Genomic DNA, 24842 nt, shown 5'->3' with positions numbered 1-24842 from the left:
CTCGGGTAGTGTGCCAGTGTGTCAAGACCCCCAGAAGACCCGTCCGCCCCATTCGCTGACGCCGGAGACGGTGGAGTGCCGGAGGACCAGGCCTCGGCCGGAACGGATCCTTCGGGCCCCGTCCGTCCCCGCGCCGCCGCCGTGATCTCTGGGATTGTGGCAGCCGAGGCCACGGCCCTGCTGGGGGCAGCAGCCTGGTACGGTTTCCAGCTGGCCAGCGGAGCGCCTGTCATGTCGTTCTGGGGTGCCATTTTCACACTCGGCCTGCTGCTGGCCTTTGCGTCGTGGCTGTATGCCGTTGCCGTGTTCCTGTTCCGGGGCTTCCGCTGGCCGAGGGCCGGTGCGCTGGTGGCCCAGCTGTTCGTGCTGACCATCGGCTTCCCCACGCTCACCGGCGGATTCCCGGTGGCCGGCGCCGCGATGCTGATCCCGGCCGCCACGGCCATCGTCCTGCTGTTCGACAAGCGCGTGATCCGCTTCGCCTCCCGTGCCGCTTCCGCTCCGCCGGCGCTTTAACGCCTCCTGACGTCGCCGGCCACCGCCAGTTGAACGGGCACCGCCGTGCCGTCCGCCACGAGCAGGGCGCGTCCTGGCGGGGGTTGGGGATCCAGTTCCATCCGCAGGCCGAAGATGTCGCCGTCAAGCGGACTCCGGGGCGCAATGAGGATGCCTCTGCCGCCACTGCGGGCGGCCAGCGCGAGCGGGACACGCTGCATCAGTGACTGGCTGAACGCGGCGGAGAAAATTATCGCCCAGCCGCGACTGTTCAGCTCCACGAGCTGCTGCTGGGTGGTGGCAGGCAGCATGTCGGCGTCATCGACGAGGACTATGGCGTCCGCGGGCAGGCTTCCTTCTGTGGCGTCACGGTGGACCCCAGCCCAAAAGTCGCCCGGGTTGGATTCCGGGCCGGGGTGCAGCCACCCGGCCACCAAGGGATTGAGCATCGGCAGGGAAGCCAGGAACGAGGACTTGCCCGAACCGGCGCTGCCCAGCACGGCAAGGACAGCGCCTCCCGGCAGGCGCACCCCGGCAGGGGCGGGTTCGTCCCCGGCCACTCCGACCACCAGGCACCGGGCGGCTGTACTCACCGGGCGAGCCGCTGCGGGATTTGATCCGTGCGGGCGGACGTCTGAAGCAGGACCATCGGAAACAGCGTCACCTGAAGCCCGATCCGCTCTAGGCATTCGGGAGAGTACTTCCGCCACTGAGAGCTGCACGGGAAGGGGATCCACGCGGAAGGGCTTGACCCGCACCGGCCCCTGCATCGCTTCGCCGAGGGAAATGACAGTTCCGGAACCGGCACCTCGACGTCCTGGGACATAGAGCTGGCAGACCGCCTGGCGCCCGGCCGACAACGCACCGGATGCCACGGCCCGGCCCGGAAGCGGCGGAAGGTCGGGCATCTTGGGCCACGCCAGCCTGCTCTCGGCGCTGGCGCCCCGCGGGCAGTAGATGCGGTTGGGGATTGCTGAAAAGAACCTCGACGTCACGAGTTCCCGGTCGCCGGAGATCACCACGGTGATTCCGGCACGGTGACCGTCCCGGACGATGTCCTGGACATGGTCCTCGGCACGCGTCAGAGGACCGGAGCGGAGGGCCGACAGCCAGGAACCCCAGCCTGAAATGACCAGCACCAGCGGTGGCCCGAAGGCTGCCGGGAGCCGACTGAGCCGCCCGGAGGCTTCGGCCGCAAGACGCTCCAGGAGGCGCACACCTCGGCGGAGGTCGTCGAGGTTTACAAGGGACCCGGCGCGGTGCGCGCCGGCCAGGCCCGCCAAGGACCCGTCCGCATCGAGGGCATAGAGGTGGGATTCCGTGGGATGGGCCAGCAGCTGTTGCATTGCCATTGACATGGCGTGGGCGGCATCACGGGATCCTGCCCCGATCAGCGCCAAATGCCCATCGGCTCCGGGCCGCCATGTCAGACCGGCTAGCCGCTGCTCCTCGGGCAGGTCCAGCAAGCCCAGCCCTACGGCCAAGTCCCCGGCTGTCCCAGGCACGGTGTCTGCAGGGACGGTGTCTGCCGGCACCGCGCCCCCAGGCACGAGGCTCGCAAGGACGAGGCCGGCAGGGAAGAGGCCAACTGCGGTGAATGCGGCCAGATCGGCGGGATCGGCCAGCACGTCCGGCAGCGGCGGAGCCAGCGGACGGCGCACCGGGGAACCCCCCATTCCGGCCCAGAGGGAGGCAGCCAGCTCAACCACGGGCCTGGCGGCGTCCGACGGGGTTGTCGGCGGAAGGCTGCTGCCGGTGACAGAAGGCAGCATCTTCAGCGCCGCGGTGGCCTCAAACACCCTGACCCGGCAAGTCGCAGGATCCTCGCCGGTGGTGGCAATTGATGCTGACTGGAACTCCTCGGCAGTTTCGGTGCCCCTGGCCAGGTAGGCGCGGCCGGGCCGGTTGACGGGTATTGCCGATGCCGCATTGGTGCCGATCACATCGGCTGACTCGTGCGCGGACTGCACCCGAAGGGCGATGCTTGTGGTGACGTTCGCGCGGATGTCTGCTGTGAGAGCCCCCTGCGCGCGCTGGGTCGCCATGATCAGGTGGATGCCCAGGGAGCGGCCAATGGCCGCGATCCTCATCAGATCGGTCAGGGTCCCTGGAGCGTCCTCGACGAGCATCCGGAACTCATCGATGATGAGTATCAGCTGGGGGAGGGGCGGTCCGCCCGCAGGGGACAGGCGATAGGCGGCCAGGTCCGGGGCGCGGGCGGCCGCGAGCAGCTGCTCACGCCTGCGCACTTCTGCCCGCAGTGACACAATGGTGCGCTCCAGCTGGTTGCTGGCGAGGTCCGTCAGCATGCCGACGCAGTGTGGGATGCCAGTCAGCGGACTGAGTCCGGAGCCGCCCTTGAAGTCGAAGAAGAGGACACTGACGCGGTCCGGCGGGTAGCACAGGGCGAGCCCAGCGGTAATCGTGCGAAGCAGTTCCGATTTCCCGGCACCTGTGGTGCCCGCAACGAGGACGTGCGGGCCATCCGCCTCAAGATCTAGGACACGCACTCCCCGGTCGGTCCGGCCCAGGGGGATGGTGAGTCCTGGCTCCAGCCTGCCTGCCGCCCAGCGCTTGGCGGTCGCAGGAGCCGACAGGTCAAGGACATCGCCCAGCCCGCAGCTCGCAGGGAGGGGACGTTCGTCGGCCGGCATGTCAGGGAGGGACTGGCGGTATGTCCGGCAGTAGCGGTCGAAAACGCCGGAGGGCACCAGGTCTGCAACGAAGCGGTGGTGCCTGGCCCGCGCCCGAAGCACGGCTCCGCGCTCGCCGAGTTCAATGTCGGTTTCCGCTGGCGGCTGTCCACGGCCCGGCAGATGGACCACCCGCCAGCCGAGACCGCGGGCTGTTGCGATGATGCCGGCCTCCAGGGTGCCCTCTTCTGCTTCGCCGAAGAGCAGGAGAATGCGGGACACATCCTGTCCGCCGGACGTGTCCGTCACGGCCGCCAGGGTGTCAGGGATCGTTGAATGGAGTGAGACGCCGGGAAGAAACCGCGCAGCGAGTGGCAGGACAGCAGCCGGTCCGTGAATCGCGATCCGGGTACCCCTGGCCAGCGGATATCCCGTGAGCTGCATGATGAACGAGTGGACCAGACCGTGAACCTCCGGCTCTGGCCCCCGGACGGAAAGGACCGCGAGGCCCGGATCAAGGAGCAGTGGCACCGCCCCGAGCCCCGGCGGTTTGAGGCCCGGCTGGTCCGGCTCCAGGCGTATGTTGGCCAGTTGATCAGCCAGGCCGAGTCGGAGCCAGACGCCCGGCGCAGGCCTTGGCGCTCCCTTGTACGTTGACGTCTCCCGTTCGGCGTTCCGGCCGGTGCCGGCAGGGCTCCGAGCAGGAACCGCAGCGCTCAGTGCAAGAACAGCAGCGGACGGTGCGGACCGCCGTCGTCGATCCAGATCCTGCGCAACTGCCACCGCGACTGCCGATCTGAGCTCGCGGCGCTGGCGGGCGCCCGAGAACACCGGGACAAGCAGAGTCACTGCCGACACCACCGTGAAGGCCAGAAACATCCACGACCCCGTCACCACGGTCAGGCCCACACCTACGATCACGGGGAGAACCGCCCCGAGGAGCAGCATGGACCGGCCCGCCGGCACAGCCGGGTGTGACACGGTCAGCGGCTCCGCCACAGAGCTCCCAGCGAACCCAAGCTCAGCGTCCCGTGCCCCTGACGGGGCAGCCAACACGAGCGACATGGACGAATTGCCGCAGCGAATACGGGAACCGATCGCGACGGCCGTTTTTGACACCCGTTTGCCGTCGACCTCGGTTCCGTTAATGCTGCCAAGGTCCACAAGGGTGAGTGACCTATCCGAGACCTCGAGTCTGGCGTGCTCGCGGGAGAGATCGGCATCCGGAATCGTCAGTTCGGCGTTGGTCCGGCCGATTCGGTAGCTTCCCCGTCGCAGCGGAAGAACAGAGCCTGCAGATGGGCCGCTGTCCACCACGAGGAGCACGGCAGCGGGAAGTTCGCCGGCGGGTCGCGCCCCGGCTACGGCGGCGTCGGACCCGTCTCCGATGGAAGGACCATCCACCAGAACAGCCCCATTGACGAGGGGGCTCCTGCCGACTGTCAACAAGCCCAGGCGCCTGCCCTCCACCGACAGCCTGCCGGTCTGGAAGCGGCGCGAGAGTTCGGTTTCCAGATTGGACCCTGGGCACCCGTCCGGCGCCGAGACCGTCAGCTCGACCGGTCCACCCCGGGATAGGGACCCGGGAGCGCGCACCAGGGTGCATTGCAGTTCCATTCGTATCCGCCTTTCCGGGCCCTTTTGGTGGAAACGCTAGCCCTCATAACATGCGAGCGGATCCTGCATGCCCGCGTATGTGGACAAACCCTCGCCAAGACTGGATCACTGCCGCCGGGGGAGACTCAGGTAGGCTAGGTCAGCAGACAATGCACAACGTTGGGCTGCCCGAATTCGAAACAGGAGATTTAGTGACTGCTGACCTCGTCATCGTAGGATCAGGCTTCTTTGGCCTGACGATCGCAGAACAGGCCGCCAGTGAGCTGGGCTTGAAGGTGGTCGTCCTCGACCGCCGCCACCACATCGGAGGCAATGCCTACAGCGAGAAGGAAGAGCAGACCGGGATCGAGGTTCACCGCTACGGTGCGCACCTGTTCCACACGTCGAACGAGCGCGTCTGGGAATACGTCAACCGCTTCACTGCCTTCACAAACTACGTGCACAAGGTCTATGGCGTGCACAGCGGGGAGGTTTTCTCCCTGCCAATCAACCTGGCCACGATCAACCAGTTCTTCCGCGCCAACATGACGCCGGGAGAGGCGAAGGAACTCATCCAGGAACAGGCCGGGGAACTTGCCGGCACAGATCCTCAGAACCTGAACGACAAGGGCATTCAGCTCATTGGGCGTCCGCTTTACGAAGCCTTCATCAAGCACTACACCGGCAAGCAGTGGCAGACGGATCCCAAAGACCTGCCCGCGGGCATCATTTCCCGCCTTCCGGTCAGGTACAACTACGACAACCGGTACTTCAACGACAAGTACGAGGGGCTGCCGACCAACGGCTACACGGCCTGGATCGAAAAGATGGCCGAGCACCCGAACATCGAGGTTCGGCTCAACACGGACTTCTTCGACGAGTCGCACGAGTACAGCAAGGGCAAAGTGGTCGGCAGTATCCCGGTCATCTACACCGGACCGGTGGACCGCTACTTCGATTATGCTGAGGGCGATCTTTCCTGGCGCACCATCGACTTCGAGGAAGAAGTGCTGGACGTCGGTGATTTCCAGGGCACTTCAGTGGTCAACTACAACGACGCCGATGTGCCCTACACCCGCATCATCGAGCCCCGCCACTTCCACCCGGAACGCGGCTACCAGGCCGAGAAGACCGTCATCATGCGCGAGTTCTCACGTTTCGCTGAGAAGGGCGATGAGCCCTACTACCCGATCAACACGAGCGCAGACCGCGACCGCTTGCTGAAGTACCGCGATCTCGCCGCAGCCGAGAAGAACGTCCTCTTCGGAGGCCGGCTTGGTACCTACAAATACCTTGACATGCATATGGCCATCGGGTCGGCGCTAACAATGTTCGACAACCAGATCCGGCCCCATTTCGAAAGCGGAGCCAACCTTGAAAGCGGAGGAGTGGACGCATGAGCACAGCAACCAAGACCGAGGACCTGGGCGTCAGCGAGGAAGGCCAGGCATGGCGGGTCCTGCAGCGGGTCATTTTGCCGAGCCAAAGCCAGATGGACACCGTGCCCCTGTACCTTGACACTGGAACGGCCACAGGTGTGCAGTTGCCGACGTCGAACCTCGAGGCCAACAGTAGGACCCAAACCCAGACCGTCAGCGCTCCGAGCAAGGAAGCGCACGTGGAAGACTTCCTGACGCGTCATTCGACGTCGGTCCGTCCCGGTGAGCGTGTCTCGTTCGGCAGCTACTTCAACGCGTTTGCTGCAAGCTATTGGCGTCGCTGGACCACCGTCAAGAGTGTCCGACTGTCGGTGTCCACTGCTGGTTCCGGCTCCGTGATCGTCTACAAGTCGAACGCCCGCGGTGCGCTCCAGCGCGTTGATTCCCGGAACGTTGAGGGCGGCTCGGTGAGCACTTTTGACCTCACCCTGGCCCCGTTTGGCGACGGTGGCTGGTACTGGTTCGACCTTGTGGCAGGGTCCGAGCCTCTCGTGCTCCGGAGTGCTGAGTGGCTGGCAGAGGGCGACAACAGCCAGCAGGGTAGCGCCACGCTGCAGATCACAACCCTCAACAAGACCGAATTCTGCATCAACAACCTCAGGCTGCTGTCCGAGAACCCGGATGCCTTGGAGCACATCAAGGAGCTCGTGGTTGTCGACCAGGGGACTCAGAAAGTCTCCGATGCCGACGGTTTCGCCGAAGTGGCTGCGGCGCTGGACGGCAAGCTGAGGATCATCAACCAGGACAATCTGGGCGGTTCCGGCGGATTTGCACGTGGCATGTACGAGGCAGTGGAGAACGGCAGCGACTACGTGCTGCTGATGGACGACGATGTCGTAGTAGAGCCCGAGAGCATCTCAAGGATGCTCACTTTCGCGGACCTGTGCAAGACCCCGACCATCGTCGGCGGCCACATGTTTGACCTGTACAACCGCACGGTGCTGCACACCTTCGGTGAGGTTGTGAATCCATGGCGCTTCCTCTGGGAACAGTCCCGTGAGGACATGCTGCTTGGCCACGACTTCCAGTCGACGAACCTGCGTCAGACCAGCTGGCTCCACCGCCGTGCCGATGTGGATTTCAACGGCTGGTGGATGTCGCTGATCCCTACGCGGATCATCCGTGAAATCGGGCTTGCCCTTCCGGTATTCATCAAGTGGGATGACGCCGAATACTCCCTCCGGGCCAAGGAGCATGGCTATCCGACCGTTTCCATGCCCGGCGCGGCGGTTTGGCATGTTTCCTGGATCGACAAGGACGACCTCGTGGGGTGGCAGGCATACTTCCACGCCCGCAACAGGTTCATTGCCGCGCTGGTCCACAGTCCCTACGAGTTTGGCGGCCGAATCGTCCGCGAGTCGCACTACGCAGATATCAAGCACCTTGTGTCCATGCAGTACGCCACGGCACGGGGGCGGAACATGGCGCTGCGCGATCTCCTGCGCGGACCGGGGCAGCTGCATGAGCAGTTGGCCAAAAAGCTGCCTGAAATCCGGGACATGATGAAGAACTACCCGGACTCGGTGATCGCGACTGATCCGGATACCTTCCCGGCCGCGAAGCTGGATAAGCCCCCGAAGCACGGGCACGGTGTCCGCGAACCGAACAAACTCGGGTTGATCCCGATCGCGGCGAAGACCGTGCTGCGCCAGCTGGTGCAGCCCGTTGCGCCGTCAAGCCAAGTCCGGCCTCAAGCGAATGTGGCTCACCAGGACAACCGCTGGTGGCGCATGTCCCAGTATGATTCCGCCGTCGTCACGAACGCGGAAGGCACCGGCTCGGCATGGTACCAACGCGACCCGAAGCAGCTCCGTTCGATGCTTGCAGAGAGTGTACGCCTGCACTCACTGCTACTGAAGGATTGGAAGAGGCTCAGTGCTGAGTACAAGGCTGCGCTGCCTGAGATCACTTCGATAGAAACGTGGAAGAAGACCTTTGACGCACATAGTGAACGTGTAGATGAGCGTTAGCACGGAGGAGTTGGCCCGCCCCGGCCTCGGCGGCGGGCTCGCTGAGGTCTTCCGCACGCGGTTCCTGCTTAAGCTGCTGGTTCGCAAGGAACTGAAGGTCAGGTACCGGGGTTCTGTTCTGGGCCTGCTTTGGTCGTACGTGAAGCCGGGTGTGCAGTTCATCGTGTTCTACATTGCGCTGGGCGTTTTCTTGGGGCTGGAAAACAGCCCCCGCAACCCCAACGGACTGCCGAACTATGCGATCTATCTGTTCTCTGGAATAGTCCTCATCAATTTTTTCACTGAGGCCTTGGGTAACGCTTCCCGATCCATCGTGAACAACGGCGGATTGATCAAGAAGATATACCTGCCGCGGGAGCTGTTTCCGGTTGCGTCCGTATGGGTTTCCGCTGTGCACTTCTTTCCGCAGCTCGTGATCCTCGTTGCGGCATGTGTGTTCGCGGGTTGGCACCCCTCCGTGTTCCAGTTGGCAGCTGCCGTCGGGGGGTTTGCCATTGTGGGGCTCTTGGCGACGGGACTGGGACTGCTGTTCGGTGCCGTGAACGTTTACTTCCGCGATTCGGAGAACTTTGTCGACATGCTCTTGATGGTGGCGACATGGGCGTCCCCAGTGATGTACGCGTGGACTATGGTGGCGGACAAGCTGGGACAATTCTGGTTTACCGTTTACCAATTCAACCCGATAACGGTGGGAGTGGAATCGTTTCACTTCGCGTTTTGGCTCCCGACGACGGACGGCAGCACACCTCTCCCGCCGAACCTGCTCCAGTTTTGGATGCCGGTGGCATTGCTAGTCTCTGCTGGCGTTCTGCTCGTCGGGCAGGCGACCTTCCGTCGGCTTGAAGGCCGTTTTGCACAGGAGCTTTAAAGTTGCCCACCGCTATTGAAGTTAAAAACATCAACAAGCAGTTCGTTCTTCGCCATACCCGGTCGATCAAGGAAGCCATAGTCTGGCTGGTCAAGGGCCGCAAGGGTGATCTCTCCGAAAAATTCCACGCACTTCACGACGTCTCGCTGGAAATCAATCAAGGCGAAGCCGTGGCCCTTCTGGGATTCAACGGATCCGGCAAGTCGACGTTGCTCAAGCACATTTCAGGAGTTATGGTGCCCGATAACGGGACGGTGCGGACCCGTGGACGGGTCGCCGGGCTGATCGAGGTAGGGGCCGGATTTCATCATGATCTGTCGGGCCGGGACAACGTCTACCTTAATGGGGCAATCCTTGGCATGACGGAGGAGCAGATCAACGAGCGCTTCGACTCCATCGTAGAATTCGCCGAAATAGGCAAATTCATCGACACCGAGGTGAAATTCTACTCATCAGGCATGTATCTGCGGCTGGCCTTCTCTGTCGCAGTCCACACTGACCCTGAGGTGTTCCTAGTGGATGAGATCCTGGCGGTCGGTGACGAGCCGTTTCAGAAGAAGTGCATCGAGAAGATCCAAGAGCTGGCGGCGGAGGGTAAGACCCTTGTAGTGGTAAGCCATGATTTGGATCTCGTGTCGCGTATTTGCGACCGCGGAATCCTCCTCGAGCGCGGGAATATCACATTTGACGGCCCCATCGAAAAGGCAGTCGCTACGCTAAGGGGCTGAGTCGACGCCGACCTACCTTCGCGAACATGCCCTGAGTGCCAAGGCGGGATGTACCGGATCCTGAAGGGACCTGGGCTCCGCCGAGCGCCTAGTTTGTCCGACGGACTGCGGGTGGCGGGTCATGTGGCACCGTCAGGACGCGGTGGCCAGTGACTTGAGCTGCCCGGGGATTTGGCTGTCGATGTCTATATGACTCGGGTCAATCTCACGAGGTGGAAGCAGTCGGACTCCTTCGACGTCAAGCTCGTATTGGTGGAACGCTTCCTGGCGGGTGAGACCACCCGGATCTCGCGGCCAAGGTTGGGTTGTCTTCGCCGGGCTTAGTGAGAACGTGTGCTCGTGCGTATCGTCGCGAGGGTGCGGACGCATTGCGGCCTAAGCCCAAAGGGGGACCCGGAGGCCCGACGCCCCACCGCCGGCGGGGACATCAGATTTGGAGCGGTTGCGCCGGGAGAACGAACGGTTACGGGCATAGGTGGCCGACTTGGGAAAATTGCGGGTCTTGAGGGCTCAAAACAACTGTGAAAGTCCAGGCACTCATCGCCCTCAAGGCTGACTTCCCAGTTCCGGTTCTGCTGCAGGTCTCAGGTCTTACCCGATCGATGTTCTTCCATCACCAGGCCTGGCTCCAGGCCCCTGAATCTAAGAACATGGTTGCTACGGGCACTGCACAGAGCACACGGAACTGCTCAATCAAGTATGGACGGCCGCGAAGAAGACTGTGCTGAAGATGACGCGGGCACTTGGGATCTGCAAGGTCCGGCGGAGGAAACGCTACAACTCCCACCAAGGCGAACAGGGCACCGCCGCGCCGAACCTGCTGAATCGGGAGTTCGACGCCATGGCCCCGAACCAGAAGTGAGTGACTCACGTGACCTAGTTCAGCGTCGGAGACCGGAAGCTTTACTGGTACAACACCCATAATCTCGACAAAGCCCGAGGGCCTGAGCCCCCGGTGCAATACCGTGCCCATGCCCTCGCGGCTTAGGATCTCACCCAGCCAGTCCAACAATCGTGGGGACCAGTTCAATTAACGCACGGGGCTTACCCGTTCGGTGCAGGGGACATCTACCTAATTGCTGCTGAGTGGTCCGCAGCCGGTGACCTGATACAGCCGGGCTGAACCCTGACTGTCGACAAGTTTGAGGCCAGGGGCGCTATCAGCCTCGTCCATGGCCGTATTGGGGTGCGCACCGCCGTGCACTTCCCGATCGTCGAAAATGAGCGCGAACTGGACGTTCAAGTCCTTCACTGCTGGGCACACCAGAGGATTAACGCCTGCCTCGTCAATCCTGCTCATGATGACAAGTTCTTCCGGTGTGCGGCGACCGACGATGTGCGGGGACACAGAGCGGCGCAGCGACAGTCCCTCAGTAAGGGACGCCCCGGTCCAGGGATCGCCGTAGACGGTGGCTTCGGCCGGAACGTGGCTGGGCAGGCGGTCCAGAAGCGCCCGCTCGTCAGTAGAGACGAGAGGGGCCTGCGGCCCGGTCCTGTAGTTGGCTGACGCAAAGACCTGCTCTTTTCCAACGGCACCGAACTGCGCACCTACGGCGATGGCGAAGACTCCCACGAGCAGAACGGCAGCGGGCGCAATCTTGTCCATGGCAGTCGCGCAGGGAAGGCGCAGTATCCTGCTGGCGGTCTCGCCCACCCGGTTCCTTGTGGCCGCAGCGGCAGCTCCGCGCAGAATGCTTTCGCCACCCAGTACGGCCAGGGGAAGCAGGACGACGGGGAGCATCGCGGCGAGCCGGAATGAGTCGTTGTACCAAACGCCGGTCAGGAAGTGCCGGGTCTCGCTCGCGGGAAGCGCGGACGCCACGACGAAAAGTCCGGCAGCAATAAAGGCCATGCCCAGTACCCATACGAGCTTTCGCCGCGCGATGGAGGCGACAAGTCCCGAGACGAGCATCACGAACATCACCAGGGAAACATGCCTTCCCTGGGGACCGGCGCCAAGAACCTCACCGATGGCCTGGGAAACGGACTGATAGGGCTGCCACCGTGAAGACGTGAGGCTTTGACCGGCCATGTCCCACACGATGAAGACCAACGGAATGAACATGGCCGTCAGGACTGTAAAGCCGATCAGCTGCCGTCCCGTGGCCTCTCGGCGCCTGTAACCGGCGGCGAGGCGGACGAGCTTCGTCAGCAGCAGCGGGAGGGCCAGTCCAAACAGGGCCACGACAAAGCTCGGATGCGCCAAAGCCAGTCCAGGGAGGATGAGGGCGCCCTGACAGAGCACAGGGATGATCCGCCGCTTGGTTGGGTTGAGGCCAAGAAGATCGATCGTCAGCGCCAATGCCACGGGCATGATCGCGATCGCCAACAGGTTGGGGTACAGAACCCCAAAGTCAATCATGAGGTAAGGAAAGGAGCTGAAGCCCGCAGCGAGTGCCCCGGTCAGCAGCATGGGCAAGACTTGACCCGTTGAGATCCGACTGATCAGATACATCATTCCCAGGGGCCAGATGACCCCGGCAATGACGATATTGCCGGCGCTTATGGCTTCCGGGACTGAGATTGACGCTGTTGAGGCGACGAGTGCGATTAGATCGTGCCACGCGGCCGGGTAGAACGCCTCGGAAGCTGTTGTCAGGTTTCCGAGAGTCAAGGATGAACCAGATCCGGTGATCAAGATATGGCCAATGGCGTTCAGATGGAAAATGTTGTCGTACGTTTGCGAAATGTTGCCGGGAGCGCCGATGATTCGCGCAAACCGCACCGTGATGATGGCCGCGGGAATGGCGAAGGCGGCGATGATCGCACCGCGCCTGACCCACTCCTGGGCTGACGTCAGCACAGGCCCAATACCGGCACTGTTCCCCGCACCGTCGTCGAACGACTTCCGAGGCTGGGCCCCAAATACTATTCCGCGCATAGCCAAGACATAGCGCAGCACGAGAGCCGTGGCCGTGAGGATCAGTGCGCAGACAGCCACCGGGACGATCCCGTACCCGATGTTGGCGTATGGAGCCGCAACCGCAACAGCGCTGGCTATAGTGACCGTCGTCGGACCTGATACCGCGAAGAGGGGAAGGCCCCTGACTCCTGCTCCGCGCATAACCACGAGCCCGGGCCCCAGGAAGATCACTGCAGCCAGCAGTAAAACGGGCACGAATGTCACCCAGGGCATGGGGGCTCCTCGACAGTTTCAGGGAAATATGGCCAGTGGCCAACAATACTGTAAGCAGGGCGATCGCTCCGTGCCGTCCCCGGGGCCCGGGTTCGGTATGGGAGACTAGTCCAGTGAATCGAACGTGGATTGTCATTCCTATGTACAACGAAGGGACCGTAGTCGGCGATGTAATCCGAGGTCTCCTGCCTACTTTCCCCTACGTCGTGTGCGTGGATGACGGCAGCTCGGACGAGTCGGCAAAAATCGCCCGCGAAGCGGGAGCCGTGGTGGTGCAGCACCCCATCAATCTTGGCCAGGGGGCCGCCCTCCAGACCGGCATCGAGTATGCGCTTCAGGATCCGGCGCTTGGTTGCATTGTGACGTTCGACGCCGATGGCCAGCACAAAGTCTCTGACGCCTTCGAGATGGCGAACCGCATTCTCAGCAACGAGGCAGACATCGTCCTCGGCTCTCGCTTCCTTGACGACCGAACCAAGCTCACTCCGATGAAGCGGATCGTGCTCAAAACTGCCGCGCTCCAGTCCAAGCTGTCCACCGGGCTGGACCTGACGGACGCGCACAATGGGCTCAGGGCCTTTAACCCCTATGTTGCCCGCAACATCAACCTGACGCAGAACCGCATGGCGCATGCCTCCGAGCTGGTCAACAGGCTGGCAGCCATGAAGCCGCGCTACGTGGAACACCCCGTGGAGATCATCTACACGGATTATTCGAAGGCTAAGGGGCAGTCCCTTTTGAACTCGGTCAACATTCTCGCGGAACTGTTTTTGAGGTAATTCATGCTTATTGTCATCCAGATCATCCTGGTACTCGCCGTCGTCCTGGTTGCGATGATCCTCATGCGGGGTGGTTCCAATGCCAGGCATCTGGCCATCCGCCGCATCATGCTCATGGTGTTTACCTTCGTCGCGGCCCTGTCGATCTTCTTTCCTCAGATGTTGACCACGGTCGCAGGATGGTTCGGAATCGGCCGTGGCACCGACCTTGTCCTGTACGGCGTCGTTGTATGGCTGCTGATCTTCATGGCCACCACGTACCAGCGGTTTCGCCAGACCGAGATCTCGCTGACCAAGCTGTCGCGGCGCATCGCCATAGATGAGACTCCGAGAGTCTGGGAAACGGACGGCAAATAGTATGGCCGCCGAACCGGCAGAACCCACTGTGGATGTCTCGCTGATCATTCCGACCAACAGCATGCACCGGTGGCTGGACCGGGCTGTCGAGTCCGTTTTGGACCAGGACGGCGCCAGCTTCGAGGTGATCCTCTACCTGGACGGGGTCGAGCTGGCCCCAGGCAAGGAATGGGCCTCCGACCCACGTGTGCGTCTGGTCCACGGGACGAACCCCCAAGGCGTGGGGCATGCCCTGGGCGAGGCATGCAAGCACGCGCAGGGCGAATTTATTGCCCGGCTGGACTCCGACGACGTTGCCCTGCCCGGCCGTCTTGCCCGGCAGGTGTCATACCTGCGTGAGCATCCGGACACAGTGGCGGTCACCGGCCAGGCGCCGTGGATTGATGAGGAAGGCGCCCGAATCGGGGCCTTCGGACATGCATCAGGCGCTGACGTACGCGGAAAACTGCTGGAGCAGAACGTGCTCGTCCAGTCGGCGATCATGTTCCGAGCCGCTGACTATCGGGCGGTGGGCGGGTATAACCCGATGAGGCAGATGGAAGATTACGACCTCTGGCTGCGCCTGGCCCTGCGCGGACGCATGGCGGTACTCGACGCCGACGTCGTCGAGTACCGCATCCACCCCAACCAAACCAGCCGGGGTGTCCATCCCCGCGCGTCCTACGTCAAGACAATTTTCGCCGGTCGGAAGAACCTCGCCGAGTCGCTGGGAAAGTCGGCAGCGAGTCAACTGCTCCGGAATACGGCATTCCGCACAGCGCTCTACATGATGTACTATCTTCCACCTGATCTGATTCGGCGGATCAGAACGCTGGCCTCCCGCTAATACTCTCCCTGAACTGACACGGTCCCCAGCATATCGGTCACGGTGGCGGGCTGCCTCAGAGATGGGTGTGTGGCGGCAACGGCGCACGCATCTTCCTGATGGATTCCGAACAAATAGCCGCCGCCACCTGAAGCCCTGCCCCAGCTGACCCCGGGACCTGGCTCAGCTGGGGCGGCGGAAAGCGGATTATTCTCCGACGGGCGAGGCGACTTCGGGCAAGGGTGCCAAACCGGCCGCTACCACGGCTTCGATCAAGTGGAATTCGTGCTCATCGTCGATGCTGAAAGCGTGGAGTTCAGGAATTTGGACGTATCCGTGGACTCCCTCGTCGAACCAGCTGTGCTCCAGCCTGCGAATGAAGTCAGAGCGCCAGACGTAGAAGTTCCCATTTATTCTTAGGTAGGAAGGAAGGTCCTGCCGGCGCACGATGCCTGTTCCCTCCTTGAAGTAGCGTTCCAGAACTGGTCCCTTATCGCGGGGACGGACGCCTACCCACAACGGATTGAAGAATGGCTCAGAAACGGCTATGACGCCGTCCAGTTCAGGGGTTTGCGACAACTGGTCGATAGCCGCCTGAACCGCTTCTTTCGTCCGAGTGGGGCTTGTGGGTTCTAGGAGCAGCACCATGTCGTACTCTTCAGAGTAGATGCTCTCGGCCGTACTCAAAGCGTGACGAAGCACGGCGGCTGTCGGTGCCAAATCAGAAGCCAGCTCCGCAGGCCGGATAAATGGCACCTCGGCCCCTGACTCCCGCGCCACCTCGGCAATGTCTTCATCATCAGTGGAAACGATGCACCTGACGTTGTCGCCCAGAAGCCCGGCCAGCGCAACGGCGTGAGCCAAAAGCGGTTTCCCCATGAGGGGCCGGATGTTCTTTCCGGGAAGGCCCTTGGATCCCCCGCGAGCCGGAACGACCGCCAAGACACGAGGGCGTACGGTATCTGGATTCATAAATGTTCTCTAACCTCAGTCGTGGAGCTGGACAAAGCCGATGCGCTGTCGCAAATTATTTTCATCCTACCGGTAACGTGTTCAGGCCTTCGGCCGAGCGGTAGCATCGGCGTCCCCGCTCGTCCCGTCGACGTGCCACCGCGGAGCTGCACGTAGTATGTGAGCATCATCTGTCTGATTTCTTCTGAGGTGCCACTACTCCATATGGACATCCAAAACCATTACTACGGTCACTCCTCGGCGTTGGCCAATTACTGCGGAATGTCAGAAATCCGCCATATTCCTGGCCTGCTACAACACGGGTGGACTGTCAAGTCGCCGGTACTGGCACAGTTCGCCGACTTCAATGACCGCGGCTCCAACCGTAAGCGATTGATCTGGACTTCTGCTTCCCGCGGTTTCGCCATGGACGGGCGGGAAAATCGATTCTCCGACGGGTCCAGCATGGTGACCGCTGTTGGGGCGCCGTTCCTCTACCTGCTGCAGGCCGCCAGGGACGGAGTTGCAGTGCCGAAACGCACCACTGGCACCGTTGTTCTTCCCGTCCATGGGACGGCGTTGATGAAGGTGAGCGGCGATCACGAAGGCTTTGCAGAGGAGGTCCTCCGTAGGGAAGGTCCGTCTGCTGTTTGTCTGCATATTGAGGATCTCGCGCACCCCGAAATCTACCGCGCGTGGACCGATGCCGGACATGAGGTCATTAGCGCGGGTGAGCGCCGGAATCCCCAGTTCTTGGGACGGATCCTGTGGATGATGGGATCTGCACAGAAGGTGGTTTCGAACCGCATGTCAACCGCCCTTCTCTACGCAGCGGCCGCAGGAGCAGCCGTGCAAATCTACGGGCCGGATTTCCAGCTCGGTGAGAATGCGGAAACCGATCCCGGACTCCGGATGCGTGAGCTGTGGCCGGAGTTCTATGAGAAGTCGCCGGACAGCGCGGAGCTCAAGCGCATCGCGGACATGGAGCTTGGTGTGCAGGACATGAAGTCGCCCGACGAACTCAAGGACTTGCTCGGCTGGAACAGCCGCTCCGTCGGTGCCTTCTGGGACTACTGGGCCAGCGGTCCCTTGGAAAAGGCCCAGGCCGTCCTAGGACTGCGGAAGCGTCCGGAGGGCGCGCACAGCGGTGAAGCGGGCCTCTCGCCAATCCACTTCCTTCGCCACCCCTTGAAACATCTGCCTTCCCCGCTGCCGAAGCTCACACCGGCAGTCGCGGTGGAACCGGTAAGGCTCAAAGAGTCGGGCCGGCTCTGAGCGTGGGGGCCTGGCTCATCATAGGGGCCTCCGGGCACGCGCGCAGCCTAGCGTCCATCGTGAACGGACGCGGCGACTCGGTTGCAGCTGTTGCCGACGCTGGCCTCGCCGACGCGACCCACGATTCCGCCGAGGTCCACCAGCACCTCCGCCCCTTCAATAACGCAGCCGGACGGCCTCCGCGGTACTTCTCTGACGACGCCGAGGCATTGGGTTTTGCGGTGGAAAATTCACTGTCTATTGCAGTGGGCATTGGTGACAACGGAATCCGGAACCGCCTCGCGGATGCGATCATTGCAGATGCCGATCTGAGGCACCTCGCCGGCCCTCTTGTTGCGGCAAGTGCAACGGTGGATCCCACCGCCAGTTTGGGTGCCCTGTCGCAGGTTTGCGAGCACGCTCACGTAGGTCCGTTGGCAGACATAGGCTCGGCTGTCATCGTCAACTCAGGCGCCATTGTCGAACATGATGTAGGCGTGGGCTCCGGCTCGCATCTGGCTCCCGGTGCGGTTCTTTTGGGGGCATCCCTCGTGGGCAATAGAGTATTTGTTGGGTCGGGCGCCCGCATTCTTCCAGGCTGCACCGTAGGAGGACGGTCTGTAATCGGAGCGGGTGCCGTCGTAACGCGTGATCTCGCCGGGGGAGCAACCTACATTGGTGTTCCGGCCCGGGAATTGTCATCCAAGAAAGGCACAACCCTGTGACCACCGAATCCAAAGCCCAGCATGTAACGTTCGGTCCGCACCGCATCGGTGCTGTCGAGGAAGTTTTCATCATCGCCGAGGCCGGGGTGAACCATGACGGTGATGTGGCAGTCGCCCATGAGCTGATCGACATGGCGGCTGACACCGGGGCAAACGCCGTGAAGTTCCAGACGTTCAAGCCGGAAGCGCTGGTCACGGAAGCCGCGGACACCACGCCGTACCAAAAGAAGGCTGGATTTGCAGAGTCCCAGTCCGAGATGCTCAGGCGCCTGACACTGCCCGAGTCCGCGTGGGTTGAGTTGCGAGATCACTGTTCTGAACGGGGAATTACGTTCCTCTCGACACCCTTCGACTATGACAGCGCGCGGATGCTGGCGGACATCGGTGTCCCGGGACTCAAGATCGGTTCCGGCGAGCTGACCAACACCCCGTATCTCGCCGCTATCGCGGAATTTGGTATTCCGATGATCGTGTCGACGGGTATGGGAACACGTGAGGAAGTGGCGGCGGCCCTCGAAGCGACAGCCAAGGCGCCGGCCACGGTACTGCTCCACTGTGTTTCTGCCTACCCGGCACCCCTAGACGAGGCCAATCTGCTGGCCATTCCCTCCATGCGGACGGAGTTCGGAGTCGAGGTGGGCTGGTCGGACCACACGCCCGGATCCCTGACCGCCATCGCCGCCACCGCCCTGGGGGCGACGTTGCTGGAGAAGCACATCACCACTGATAAGACACGCAACGGTCCGGACCACTCTGCGTCACTGGAGAAGGCCGAGTTCGAGGACTACGTTCGCTCCGTCCGCGGCGTGTCCCGGGCTCTCGGTGACGGTCATAAGCGCCGAATGCCTAGCGAGGAAGCCAATGCCGGTCTGGTCCGGCGTTCCTTTCATGCTGTGAGGGACATTGCGGCAGGGACGGTCATCACCGCTGCGGACATAGCCATCCTGCGCCCCGAAGGCGGGCTCCGGCCCTCGGCCCAGGTCGTGGGCCGTCCCGCAGGGCGTGACATCAAGGCCGGAACCCCGTTGGTCGAACAGGACCTGGGCTGACATGAGGGTGCTGGGCTTCGTAGGGACGCGAGCCGATCTCTTCCCGATCGCGCCTGTCCTTGTCAGGCTGGCCGAGAATCCTGACGTGGACCTGCACGTTGCAACCGCGGTGGGGTTTCCTGCCGGGACGGCGACCGAGCGGCTTCGCGAAGCCGGACTCGCTGATGGCGCGTACGTGCACCACGACCTGCAGCTCTATCTGGACGACGCCTCGGCGGCTGGCCAGCTGGCCCTCGGCCCCGAACTGTCCGGCAGTATGGCGGACCTGCTCCAACAGAGTCAGCCAGACGCCGTCGTCGTTCTGGGGGACCGCTGGGAGCTGCTTTATGTCGTGCCGCCGGTCGTAGTGGCGGGTGTGCGGCTGGTGCACCTCCACGGCGGCGAAGTTACGGAGGGGGCTCTCGACGAACGCGTGCGGCACGCAGTAACCAAATTGGCGGACCAGCACTGCGTCAGCACAGCCGGCGCCGCACGGCGGGTTGCGCAACTGGGTGAGTCGCCCGAACGGATTCATCAGACCGGCGCCCCAGGGCTTGACCGCTTCAGCACGCCGGATCCCCTGACGGACGAGGAGTTCCGGTCTGAATTCGGCCGGCCCTTGGTCCGGCCCCTGCTGATGGTGACCTACCACCCGCCCACAGCTGAGATGGACGGGAACGCCGGTGCATTGGCACGGCAGGTGTTCGACGAGGCCATCGCCGCCGGCGGGACCGCCATTCTCACGTACCCGGGCTTCGACGCCGGACGCGATGAGATCGTTGCAGAACTTGAAGGGATTGCGGCCGAGGGAGCCGCCGTTGTGCGCGAGAGCCTTGGCCCGTTGTATCCAAAGGTCATGGCCACTATCGATGCCCTGGTGGGTAATTCCTCGTCGGGGATTCTTGAAGCTGCCACCTTTTCCGTTCCAGTGGTCAACGTTGGAGACCGGCAAAAAGGCCGCGAATGCGGCGCCAACGTCATCCACTGCCGCGACGAGCGTTCGGAGATCCACGCTAGTATTGAAAAGGCCTTGAGCGCGGAGTTTCGGGAATTGTCACGTCAGGTGGTCAATCCCTACGGGGACTCGCATTCGTCAGCTCGGATCGAACGCGTGGTGGTGAGCAGCGCTCAGGCGCAGTTGACCAAGGCCTTCATCGACATCAGCACTGGAGAATGACACGTATGAGTATTGACGGGCCCCTCGGCAACGTCTGTATCGGGCAGGACGCCACCGTTAGGCAGGCGTTGGAGACCATCGACCGCGGAGCTTCCGCGATTGCCCTGGTTACCGATGAGTCGGGGAAACTTCAGGGAGTACTTACCGATGGCGACATCCGCCGGGGGTTGCTGAAGGGAGCGCAGCTCGACGGTCTTGTCCACGAGTTCGCCAACCGGGCTCCGCATGTCGTTGGTCCAGATGCCACGCGCGCCTCGGTCCTGGACCTCATGCGCAGCCTGCGGATCAGTGAAGTTCCGGTGGTTGATGATGCCGGCCGGCTCGTGGGACTGCACACGCTCAACGACATTGTGGGACGGACATCGCTGAGCAACATCGCCGTCATTATGGCCGGCGGCAAGGGCACGCGCTTGGGTGCGCTGACGAAGGACACCCCGAAGCCGCTGATGACCGTTGCCGACCGGACCATTATCGAATGGATTATTCTTGGCCTTGTGGAGTCGGGCGTCACGAACATCTACGTTTCCGTGGCGTACCTGGCTGAGAAGATCATGGCCCACCTCGGCGACGGTTCCCGCCTTGGCTGCACCATTAAGTACCTGCACGAGGATCCGGCCAAGCCCCTCAACACCGCCGGTGCGCTGGGGTTGCTTCACCACGAGCGGCCTGACATCTCCGAGCCTGTGCTCGTCACGAACGCGGATCTTATGGTCCGCTACTCGGCGGCCGAACTTCTCGCCTTCCATGCCGCGAAGAACGCCAGCGTGACCGTTGCTGCCCGGCCGTATACCCATCAGGTGCCCTTCGGCGTCCTTGAAATCGGCGAGGGACGTTCGATTTCAGCAGTCGTTGAGAAGCCCACCATCGAATTCGAAATCAGCACAGGTATCTATGCCGTTTCGCCTGAGGCGCTGGCGCTGGTGCCATACCTTGAACCCTTTTCCATGCCGGAACTGGTCCAGGCCTGTATCGAACAGTCCAGGACAGTGTCCGCATGGCCGATCGAATCCGACTGGATCGACGTCGGAACACCTAAAGACCTAGCGACAGCGAAAGGCCAGTGATCACCTTGACTCAGCAGAACCTTACGGGCAAGACGGTAGTTGTTACGGGAGCGGATGGCTTCATCGGAAGCCACGTCACCCAGCAGCTGATCGCCCAGGGTGCCAATGTGCGGGCACTGTGCGTTTACAACTCCAATGGGTCCTATGGCTGGCTCGATGACCTGAGCTCCGAGGAGCGGGACGCTGTGGATCTGCGGCTCGGCGATATCCGGGACGCCGAGTTCGTTTCCGACCTCGTTGCAGGCTCGGATGTTGTCCTCCATTTGGCGGCCCTCATTGCGATTCCGTACTCCTACGAGGCTCCGCGCTCCTACGTGGAAACGAACGTCGTGGGCACACTGAATGTCCTTGAAGGTGTGCGCCGGCACAATGTGCCGCGGCTCGTCAACACCTCGACGTCCGAGGTTTACGGCACGCCCAAGACCGTGCCGATCACCATCGAAAACGAGCTCCGTGGCCAGTCCCCGTACAGCGCAACGAAGATCGCGGCCGACAAGCTCTGCGAGGCATGGGCAAGCTCCTTCGAGACTCCCGTCGTGGTTCTGCGCCCGTTCAACACTTACGGACCCCGGCAGTCCGCGCGAGCCGTCATCCCCACCGTGCTGCAGCAGATGGTTGCCGGTGCCGAAAAGATCCACCTTGGTTCGCTGACACCGCGCCGTGACTTCACCTTTGTCACCGATACCGCCGACGGATTCCTGAAGGCAGCCAGCGCTGATATCCCGCTGGAGGGCCAGGTCATTCAGCTCGGCACCGGGTACGACGTCTCCATCGGTGAACTGGTTGAGATGGCCCGGAAGGTCACGGGTTCGACGGCGGACATCATCACCCAGGATGAGCGGGTCCGCCCGGAGGCCAGCGAAGTCATGCACCTGCTTTCGGACCCGTCGCAGGCGCTGGCCGAACTCGGCTGGGCCCCGCAGGTCAGCCTTGAAGAGGGCCTGCGCGAATCCGCTGAATGGATCAAGGCCCGCGGCGTCGATCTGTCCGCCGCAGCCCGATACTCCCGATAGTTATTGCCAGAAAGGTCGTTTGTGGTGACCCGTATCCCACTAGCCGTGCCCAACATCGGCGAGCGTGAAGCAGAACTTGTTAACGAAGCCGTCGCCAGCGGGTTTGTCTCTTCCGTGGGGCAGTTCGTCACCGAGTTCGAGAGGAAGTTTGCCGATTACGTCGGCGCCAAGCATGCGGTAGCCTGCGCTTCCGGAACAGCGGCACTGCACATTGCGATGCGCCTTGCCGGCGTAGGACCGGGGGACCTCGTTGCCGTCTCCGACTTCACCTTCATGGCGAGTTCCAATGCAGCATCCTACCAGTTTGCCGAACTGCTGCTGGTCGATTCGCTGGCTGAGTCGTGGTGCATGGATGTTGGGAGCCTGCGCCGGGAAATTGAGCGCAGGGCAGCGGCGGGGGAGAAGCTTCCCAAAGCCATTGAGATTGTGCACATCCTCGGGCAGCCAGCAGATGCCGTGGCGGCACGTGAACTTGCCGATGAATATGGCATCGTCCTGATCGAAGATGCCGCTGAGGCACTTGGCGCCTTGTGGACAGAGGGGCCGCTGGAAGGCCGCCACGTCGGGACGGTCGGCCACATGGGTGCCTACTCGTTCAACGGAAACAAGATCATGACCACCGGGGGCGGGGGAATGTTCACCACCGACGATCCGGAGCTCGCGGCGAAGGCGAAGCACCTCTCAACCCAGGCCCGGCTTCCGGATCGGGGCTACCTGCACGACGAAATCGGCTTCAACTACAGGCTGACAAACATCGCCGCAGCCCTCGGAGTGGCACAGCTGGAGCGGCTCGACGGCTTTGTGGAGACAAAGCGCAAAATCGCAGGCCGCTATGCAGACGCTTTCGCCGGCACTGAGATCCAAACGCCTCCAAGCCTTCCCGGCCAGGAATCCACCTACTGGCTGTACTCGGTACTCGTTCCGGCCTCGCGCGGAACTGGGGCGCGGGACGAACTGCAGGACTTCCTCGCCGAAGTTAACATCGAATCCCGGTCTCTGTGGCGGCCGCTGCACATGCAGCCGCCGCTGTGTGACGAGCTAAGCCTCGGCGGCAGCGTCGGCGAGGATCTCTTCGCCCGTGGCCTTTCGCTGCCCTGCTCGACCGACCTCACCGAGACCGATCAGGACCGCGTCATCAAGCGCGTACACGAATGGCTACGACTTAGCGGTGAGTAGCACCGGTCGGGCAGACGTTGCCGAGTCCGGGAATAGCAGCGCCGTGGACAGGACCGGTAGGAACTCCGTTCTGTATCTGGCTGGCGCGCTCATGCAGGGCTTGGGAGTTTTCCTGGTACAGCCGTTTGCTCTCCGCGTGCTGGACAGCGATGCCGAGTGGCAGGAACTGTTCCTGTCCGTATCGGTTATCCAGATCGGTGTGGTTCTTGGCGCCGCGGGGCTGCCGCTGGCAATTACCAAGGCATGGTTCGACCACAACGGGGCAGCCAAAGCGCGCTCTATCAGCGGCTTTCTCAGCCTGCTCGGCGTTGCAGTCGGAGCTGCCGTGGCAGCGGCATACTGGTGGATGGCTGGCGGTGGCGATGGAGTGCTCAGCTTCACGGTGGCGCTACTGACGATGGGCGTGCTCGCCACCGTGCTGGCTGCCCAGGCACTGCTTCGCGCTCAAGGGCGGCCTGTCGCGTTCGTGCTGCTCAGCCTCGGGTCATCGGTGGCCGCCTATGGCGTGGGACTGCTCGCAATGCTACTGGTGAGCGCCACCGCCAGCGTTTTCATGGTGGGCTTCGGGACCGCGGTCTGCCTCACGGCAGTCGCGGCCCTCTTCATCGCGCCGCCGTCGCTGCCTTTCGCCGTACCGGGTGCCGCAAAGGAGGCGCTGCTCATCGGCCTGCCCGTCCTGCCCCACACCGGATCGATGATGCTCCTGACACAGGGAGCAGCTTTTCTGCTGGCGGCTGTGGCAGCGGAGGGCGTCTCCGGCGACTACGGCAAGGTCCAGATTTTTGTCCTGGGTACTGTCACTTTGCTGGGCGCCCTGAATAATGCCTGGGTGCCGGCAATCATGTCTGCGAAGCCGGAGGAGCGGCCGGAGCGGATTCGCTCGGTCATGAAGACAGCGAGTCTCGCTGGGCTCGCGTTGGTGATAGTGGCAAGCGGCGGAGCGAATGTGGTCACCCACATCATGGCTGTCGGCCGGGAGGACCTCATCCCTGTTGCCCAGATAATGCCGCTCATCGCCCTCGGCTACCTGTTGTATTTGAACGCTTCTTCGCTGCTCTTTGCCGATAAGCGGACGTGGATTCTGGCGGTGGTGACGCCCTCCGTGCTGGGAATCTCAGCCGTGGCAGCGCTAGTCCCGGCATCCGCCGGGAATCTGGTGCTGATGGCGGCAACGTCCGCAGGATCGTTCTTCCTCCTCGGCATCGTGTATTTTCTGATAGCACGACGGCAGGCGCCGGGTGGGTGGCCGCTACGCACCTATGGGCTCTGCTGTTTCGCCGCAGTAGCGTATGTAGCCGGGCTCCTGATGCTCCCGCGCGACATCGGTTCGGGAGTTATTACTGCCGTCGCCGTGGCTGTTGCGGCGGCTGGCGGACTGGTACTGTGGCGCCTGCGCAAGGCAAAGCCGACGCCCAGCGCTTCGCTCTGACTGGCGCTGGGAACGCCTTTCTTGGCAGCGGCCGTTCGGATGTACCGAGGGCCGCCGGAAGAAGAGGACGGTACTGAAGGTGAAGGAGATTGCCGGCTCAAGCCGCCCGGTTGGCTGTACTCGAGGGCCCGTCGTTTCGTTGCGGGTCGGCGCTTCCGCACACTCCTTGCTGTGTTCGCTTAGGGTTTCGCGTCATGCTGCCGACCTCAACCCCTTCAT

General features: G+C 62.7%; 20 protein-coding genes and 1 pseudogene. 18 read left to right on the top strand and 3 right to left on the bottom strand.

The window, feature by feature from the left end:
* The first annotated feature begins 18 nt into the window (after positions 1-18).
* Positions 19-516, top strand: coding sequence for a hypothetical protein (locus tag QFZ33_RS17665; protein WP_373427291.1), 498 nt, complete (start codon positions 19-21; stop codon positions 514-516).
* Here the strand turns inward: QFZ33_RS17665 and QFZ33_RS17660 are convergent.
* On the bottom strand, positions 513-4745 hold the full coding sequence (locus QFZ33_RS17660) for an FtsK/SpoIIIE domain-containing protein (RefSeq protein ID WP_307029556.1): 4233 nt from the start codon (positions 4743-4745) through the stop codon (positions 513-515). The genes QFZ33_RS17665 and QFZ33_RS17660 overlap by 4 nt on opposite strands.
* A gap of 191 nt (positions 4746-4936) precedes the next feature.
* Here QFZ33_RS17660 and glf point away from each other — a divergent pair, with 191 nt between their 5' ends.
* From glf to QFZ33_RS17635, 6 genes and pseudogenes are all read left to right on the top strand, one after another.
* Positions 4937-6124, top strand: coding sequence for a UDP-galactopyranose mutase (glf, locus tag QFZ33_RS17655; protein ID WP_307029555.1), 1188 nt, complete (start codon positions 4937-4939; stop codon positions 6122-6124).
* Positions 6121-8133, top strand: a complete 2013-nt coding sequence (locus tag QFZ33_RS17650) for a glycosyltransferase (RefSeq protein ID WP_307029553.1) — start codon at positions 6121-6123, stop codon at positions 8131-8133. The genes glf and QFZ33_RS17650 overlap by 4 nt, the downstream gene beginning before the upstream one ends.
* Positions 8123-9001, top strand: a complete 879-nt coding sequence (locus tag QFZ33_RS17645; RefSeq protein ID WP_307029551.1) for an ABC transporter permease — start codon at positions 8123-8125, stop codon at positions 8999-9001. The genes QFZ33_RS17650 and QFZ33_RS17645 overlap by 11 nt, the downstream gene beginning before the upstream one ends.
* A 2-nt stretch (positions 9002-9003) precedes the next feature.
* Complete coding sequence (locus QFZ33_RS17640; protein WP_307029549.1) at positions 9004-9729, top strand: ABC transporter ATP-binding protein; 726 nt, start codon at positions 9004-9006, stop codon at positions 9727-9729.
* 296 nt (positions 9730-10025) lie between these two features.
* Positions 10026-10235 (top strand): annotated as a pseudogene (locus tag QFZ33_RS24025) (hypothetical protein); the annotation flags it as partial.
* Positions 10236-10459: 224 nt separating this feature from the next.
* Positions 10460-10591: a hypothetical protein gene (locus QFZ33_RS17635; protein WP_307029548.1), complete on the top strand. Its 132-nt coding sequence runs from the start codon at positions 10460-10462 to the stop codon at positions 10589-10591.
* Between the two features lie 210 nt (positions 10592-10801).
* On the opposite strand, the gene QFZ33_RS17630 is transcribed toward QFZ33_RS17635, so the two are convergent.
* Positions 10802-12865, bottom strand: coding sequence for a DUF6541 family protein (locus tag QFZ33_RS17630; protein WP_307029546.1), 2064 nt, complete (start codon positions 12863-12865; stop codon positions 10802-10804).
* A 113-nt stretch (positions 12866-12978) separates the two neighbouring features.
* Here QFZ33_RS17630 and QFZ33_RS17625 point away from each other — a divergent pair, with 113 nt between their 5' ends.
* The 3 genes from QFZ33_RS17625 to QFZ33_RS17615 are packed head-to-tail and all read left to right on the top strand — an operon-like array spanning position 12979 to position 14827.
* Positions 12979-13644 (top strand): glycosyltransferase family 2 protein, encoded by a 666-nt coding sequence (locus tag QFZ33_RS17625; protein ID WP_223257210.1) that lies wholly within the window; start codon positions 12979-12981, stop codon positions 13642-13644.
* Between the two features lie 3 nt (positions 13645-13647).
* Positions 13648-14001, top strand: a complete 354-nt coding sequence (locus tag QFZ33_RS17620) for a DUF2304 domain-containing protein (protein ID WP_111905828.1) — start codon at positions 13648-13650, stop codon at positions 13999-14001.
* Position 14002: 1 nt separating this feature from the next.
* Positions 14003-14827, top strand: a complete 825-nt coding sequence (locus tag QFZ33_RS17615) for a glycosyltransferase (protein WP_307029543.1) — start codon at positions 14003-14005, stop codon at positions 14825-14827.
* A gap of 186 nt (positions 14828-15013) precedes the next feature.
* On the opposite strand, the gene QFZ33_RS17610 is transcribed toward QFZ33_RS17615, so the two are convergent.
* Complete coding sequence (locus QFZ33_RS17610) at positions 15014-15778, bottom strand: acylneuraminate cytidylyltransferase family protein (protein WP_307029541.1); 765 nt, start codon at positions 15776-15778, stop codon at positions 15014-15016.
* A 204-nt stretch (positions 15779-15982) separates the two neighbouring features.
* Between QFZ33_RS17610 and QFZ33_RS17605 the strand changes: the two genes are divergently transcribed.
* From QFZ33_RS17605 to QFZ33_RS17570, 8 genes are read left to right on the top strand one after another with little or no spacing between them, the layout of a single operon-like run.
* Complete coding sequence (locus tag QFZ33_RS17605; protein ID WP_307029539.1) at positions 15983-17032, top strand: hypothetical protein; 1050 nt, start codon at positions 15983-15985, stop codon at positions 17030-17032.
* Between the two features lie 2 nt (positions 17033-17034).
* Positions 17035-17736, top strand: coding sequence for a PglD-related sugar-binding protein (locus QFZ33_RS17600; protein WP_307029537.1), 702 nt, complete (start codon positions 17035-17037; stop codon positions 17734-17736).
* The gene (locus QFZ33_RS17595) at positions 17733-18785 is read left to right on the top strand and encodes an N-acetylneuraminate synthase family protein (RefSeq protein WP_307029535.1); all 1053 of its coding nucleotides are present in this window, start codon (positions 17733-17735) and stop codon (positions 18783-18785) included. The genes QFZ33_RS17600 and QFZ33_RS17595 overlap by 4 nt, the downstream gene beginning before the upstream one ends.
* Position 18786: 1 nt before the next feature.
* The gene (neuC, locus tag QFZ33_RS17590) at positions 18787-19941 is read left to right on the top strand and encodes a UDP-N-acetylglucosamine 2-epimerase (RefSeq protein ID WP_307029533.1); all 1155 of its coding nucleotides are present in this window, start codon (positions 18787-18789) and stop codon (positions 19939-19941) included.
* A 5-nt stretch (positions 19942-19946) separates the two neighbouring features.
* A complete protein-coding gene (locus QFZ33_RS17585; RefSeq protein ID WP_307029530.1) occupies positions 19947-21005 on the top strand; it encodes a sugar phosphate nucleotidyltransferase in 1059 nt (352 codons plus the stop codon).
* Positions 21002-22018, top strand: a complete 1017-nt coding sequence (locus QFZ33_RS17580; protein WP_307029527.1) for an SDR family NAD(P)-dependent oxidoreductase — start codon at positions 21002-21004, stop codon at positions 22016-22018. Before QFZ33_RS17585 ends, QFZ33_RS17580 begins: the two co-directional genes overlap by 4 nt.
* A gap of 24 nt (positions 22019-22042) precedes the next feature.
* On the top strand, positions 22043-23194 hold the full coding sequence (locus QFZ33_RS17575; protein ID WP_307029525.1) for an aminotransferase class I/II-fold pyridoxal phosphate-dependent enzyme: 1152 nt from the start codon (positions 22043-22045) through the stop codon (positions 23192-23194).
* Complete coding sequence (locus tag QFZ33_RS17570; protein WP_307029523.1) at positions 23187-24623, top strand: lipopolysaccharide biosynthesis protein; 1437 nt, start codon at positions 23187-23189, stop codon at positions 24621-24623. The genes QFZ33_RS17575 and QFZ33_RS17570 overlap by 8 nt, the downstream gene beginning before the upstream one ends.
* Positions 24624-24842 lie beyond the last annotated feature (219 nt).

Source organism: Arthrobacter globiformis (assembly GCF_030815865.1).
Taxonomy (GTDB): domain Bacteria; phylum Actinomycetota; class Actinomycetes; order Actinomycetales; family Micrococcaceae; genus Arthrobacter; species Arthrobacter globiformis_B.
The sequence above is the reverse complement of the archived record's forward strand: the minus strand, read 5'-3'. Positions and strand labels throughout refer to the sequence as shown.

What these genes read in the sequence shown, in the direction of transcription:
- QFZ33_RS17630 (WP_307029546.1), bottom strand. Translation starts at nt 12,865, where the DNA reads ATGCCCTGGGTGACATTCGTGCCCGTTTTACTGCTGGCTGCAGTGATC.
- QFZ33_RS17615 (WP_307029543.1), top strand. Translation starts at nt 14,003, where the DNA reads ATGGCCGCCGAACCGGCAGAACCCACTGTGGATGTCTCGCTGATCATT.
- QFZ33_RS17660 (WP_307029556.1), bottom strand. Translation starts at nt 4,745, where the DNA reads ATGGAACTGCAATGCACCCTGGTGCGCGCTCCCGGGTCCCTATCCCGG.
- QFZ33_RS17620 (WP_111905828.1), top strand. Translation starts at nt 13,648, where the DNA reads ATGCTTATTGTCATCCAGATCATCCTGGTACTCGCCGTCGTCCTGGTT.
- neuC (WP_307029533.1), top strand. Translation starts at nt 18,787, where the DNA reads ATGAGGGTGCTGGGCTTCGTAGGGACGCGAGCCGATCTCTTCCCGATC.
- QFZ33_RS17650 (WP_307029553.1), top strand. Translation starts at nt 6,121, where the DNA reads ATGAGCACAGCAACCAAGACCGAGGACCTGGGCGTCAGCGAGGAAGGC.
- QFZ33_RS17645 (WP_307029551.1), top strand. Translation starts at nt 8,123, where the DNA reads ATGAGCGTTAGCACGGAGGAGTTGGCCCGCCCCGGCCTCGGCGGCGGG.
- QFZ33_RS17605 (WP_307029539.1), top strand. Translation starts at nt 15,983, where the DNA reads ATGGACATCCAAAACCATTACTACGGTCACTCCTCGGCGTTGGCCAAT.
- QFZ33_RS17585 (WP_307029530.1), top strand. Translation starts at nt 19,947, where the DNA reads ATGAGTATTGACGGGCCCCTCGGCAACGTCTGTATCGGGCAGGACGCC.
- QFZ33_RS17610 (WP_307029541.1), bottom strand. Translation starts at nt 15,778, where the DNA reads ATGAATCCAGATACCGTACGCCCTCGTGTCTTGGCGGTCGTTCCGGCT.
- QFZ33_RS17635 (WP_307029548.1), top strand. Translation starts at nt 10,460, where the DNA reads ATGACGCGGGCACTTGGGATCTGCAAGGTCCGGCGGAGGAAACGCTAC.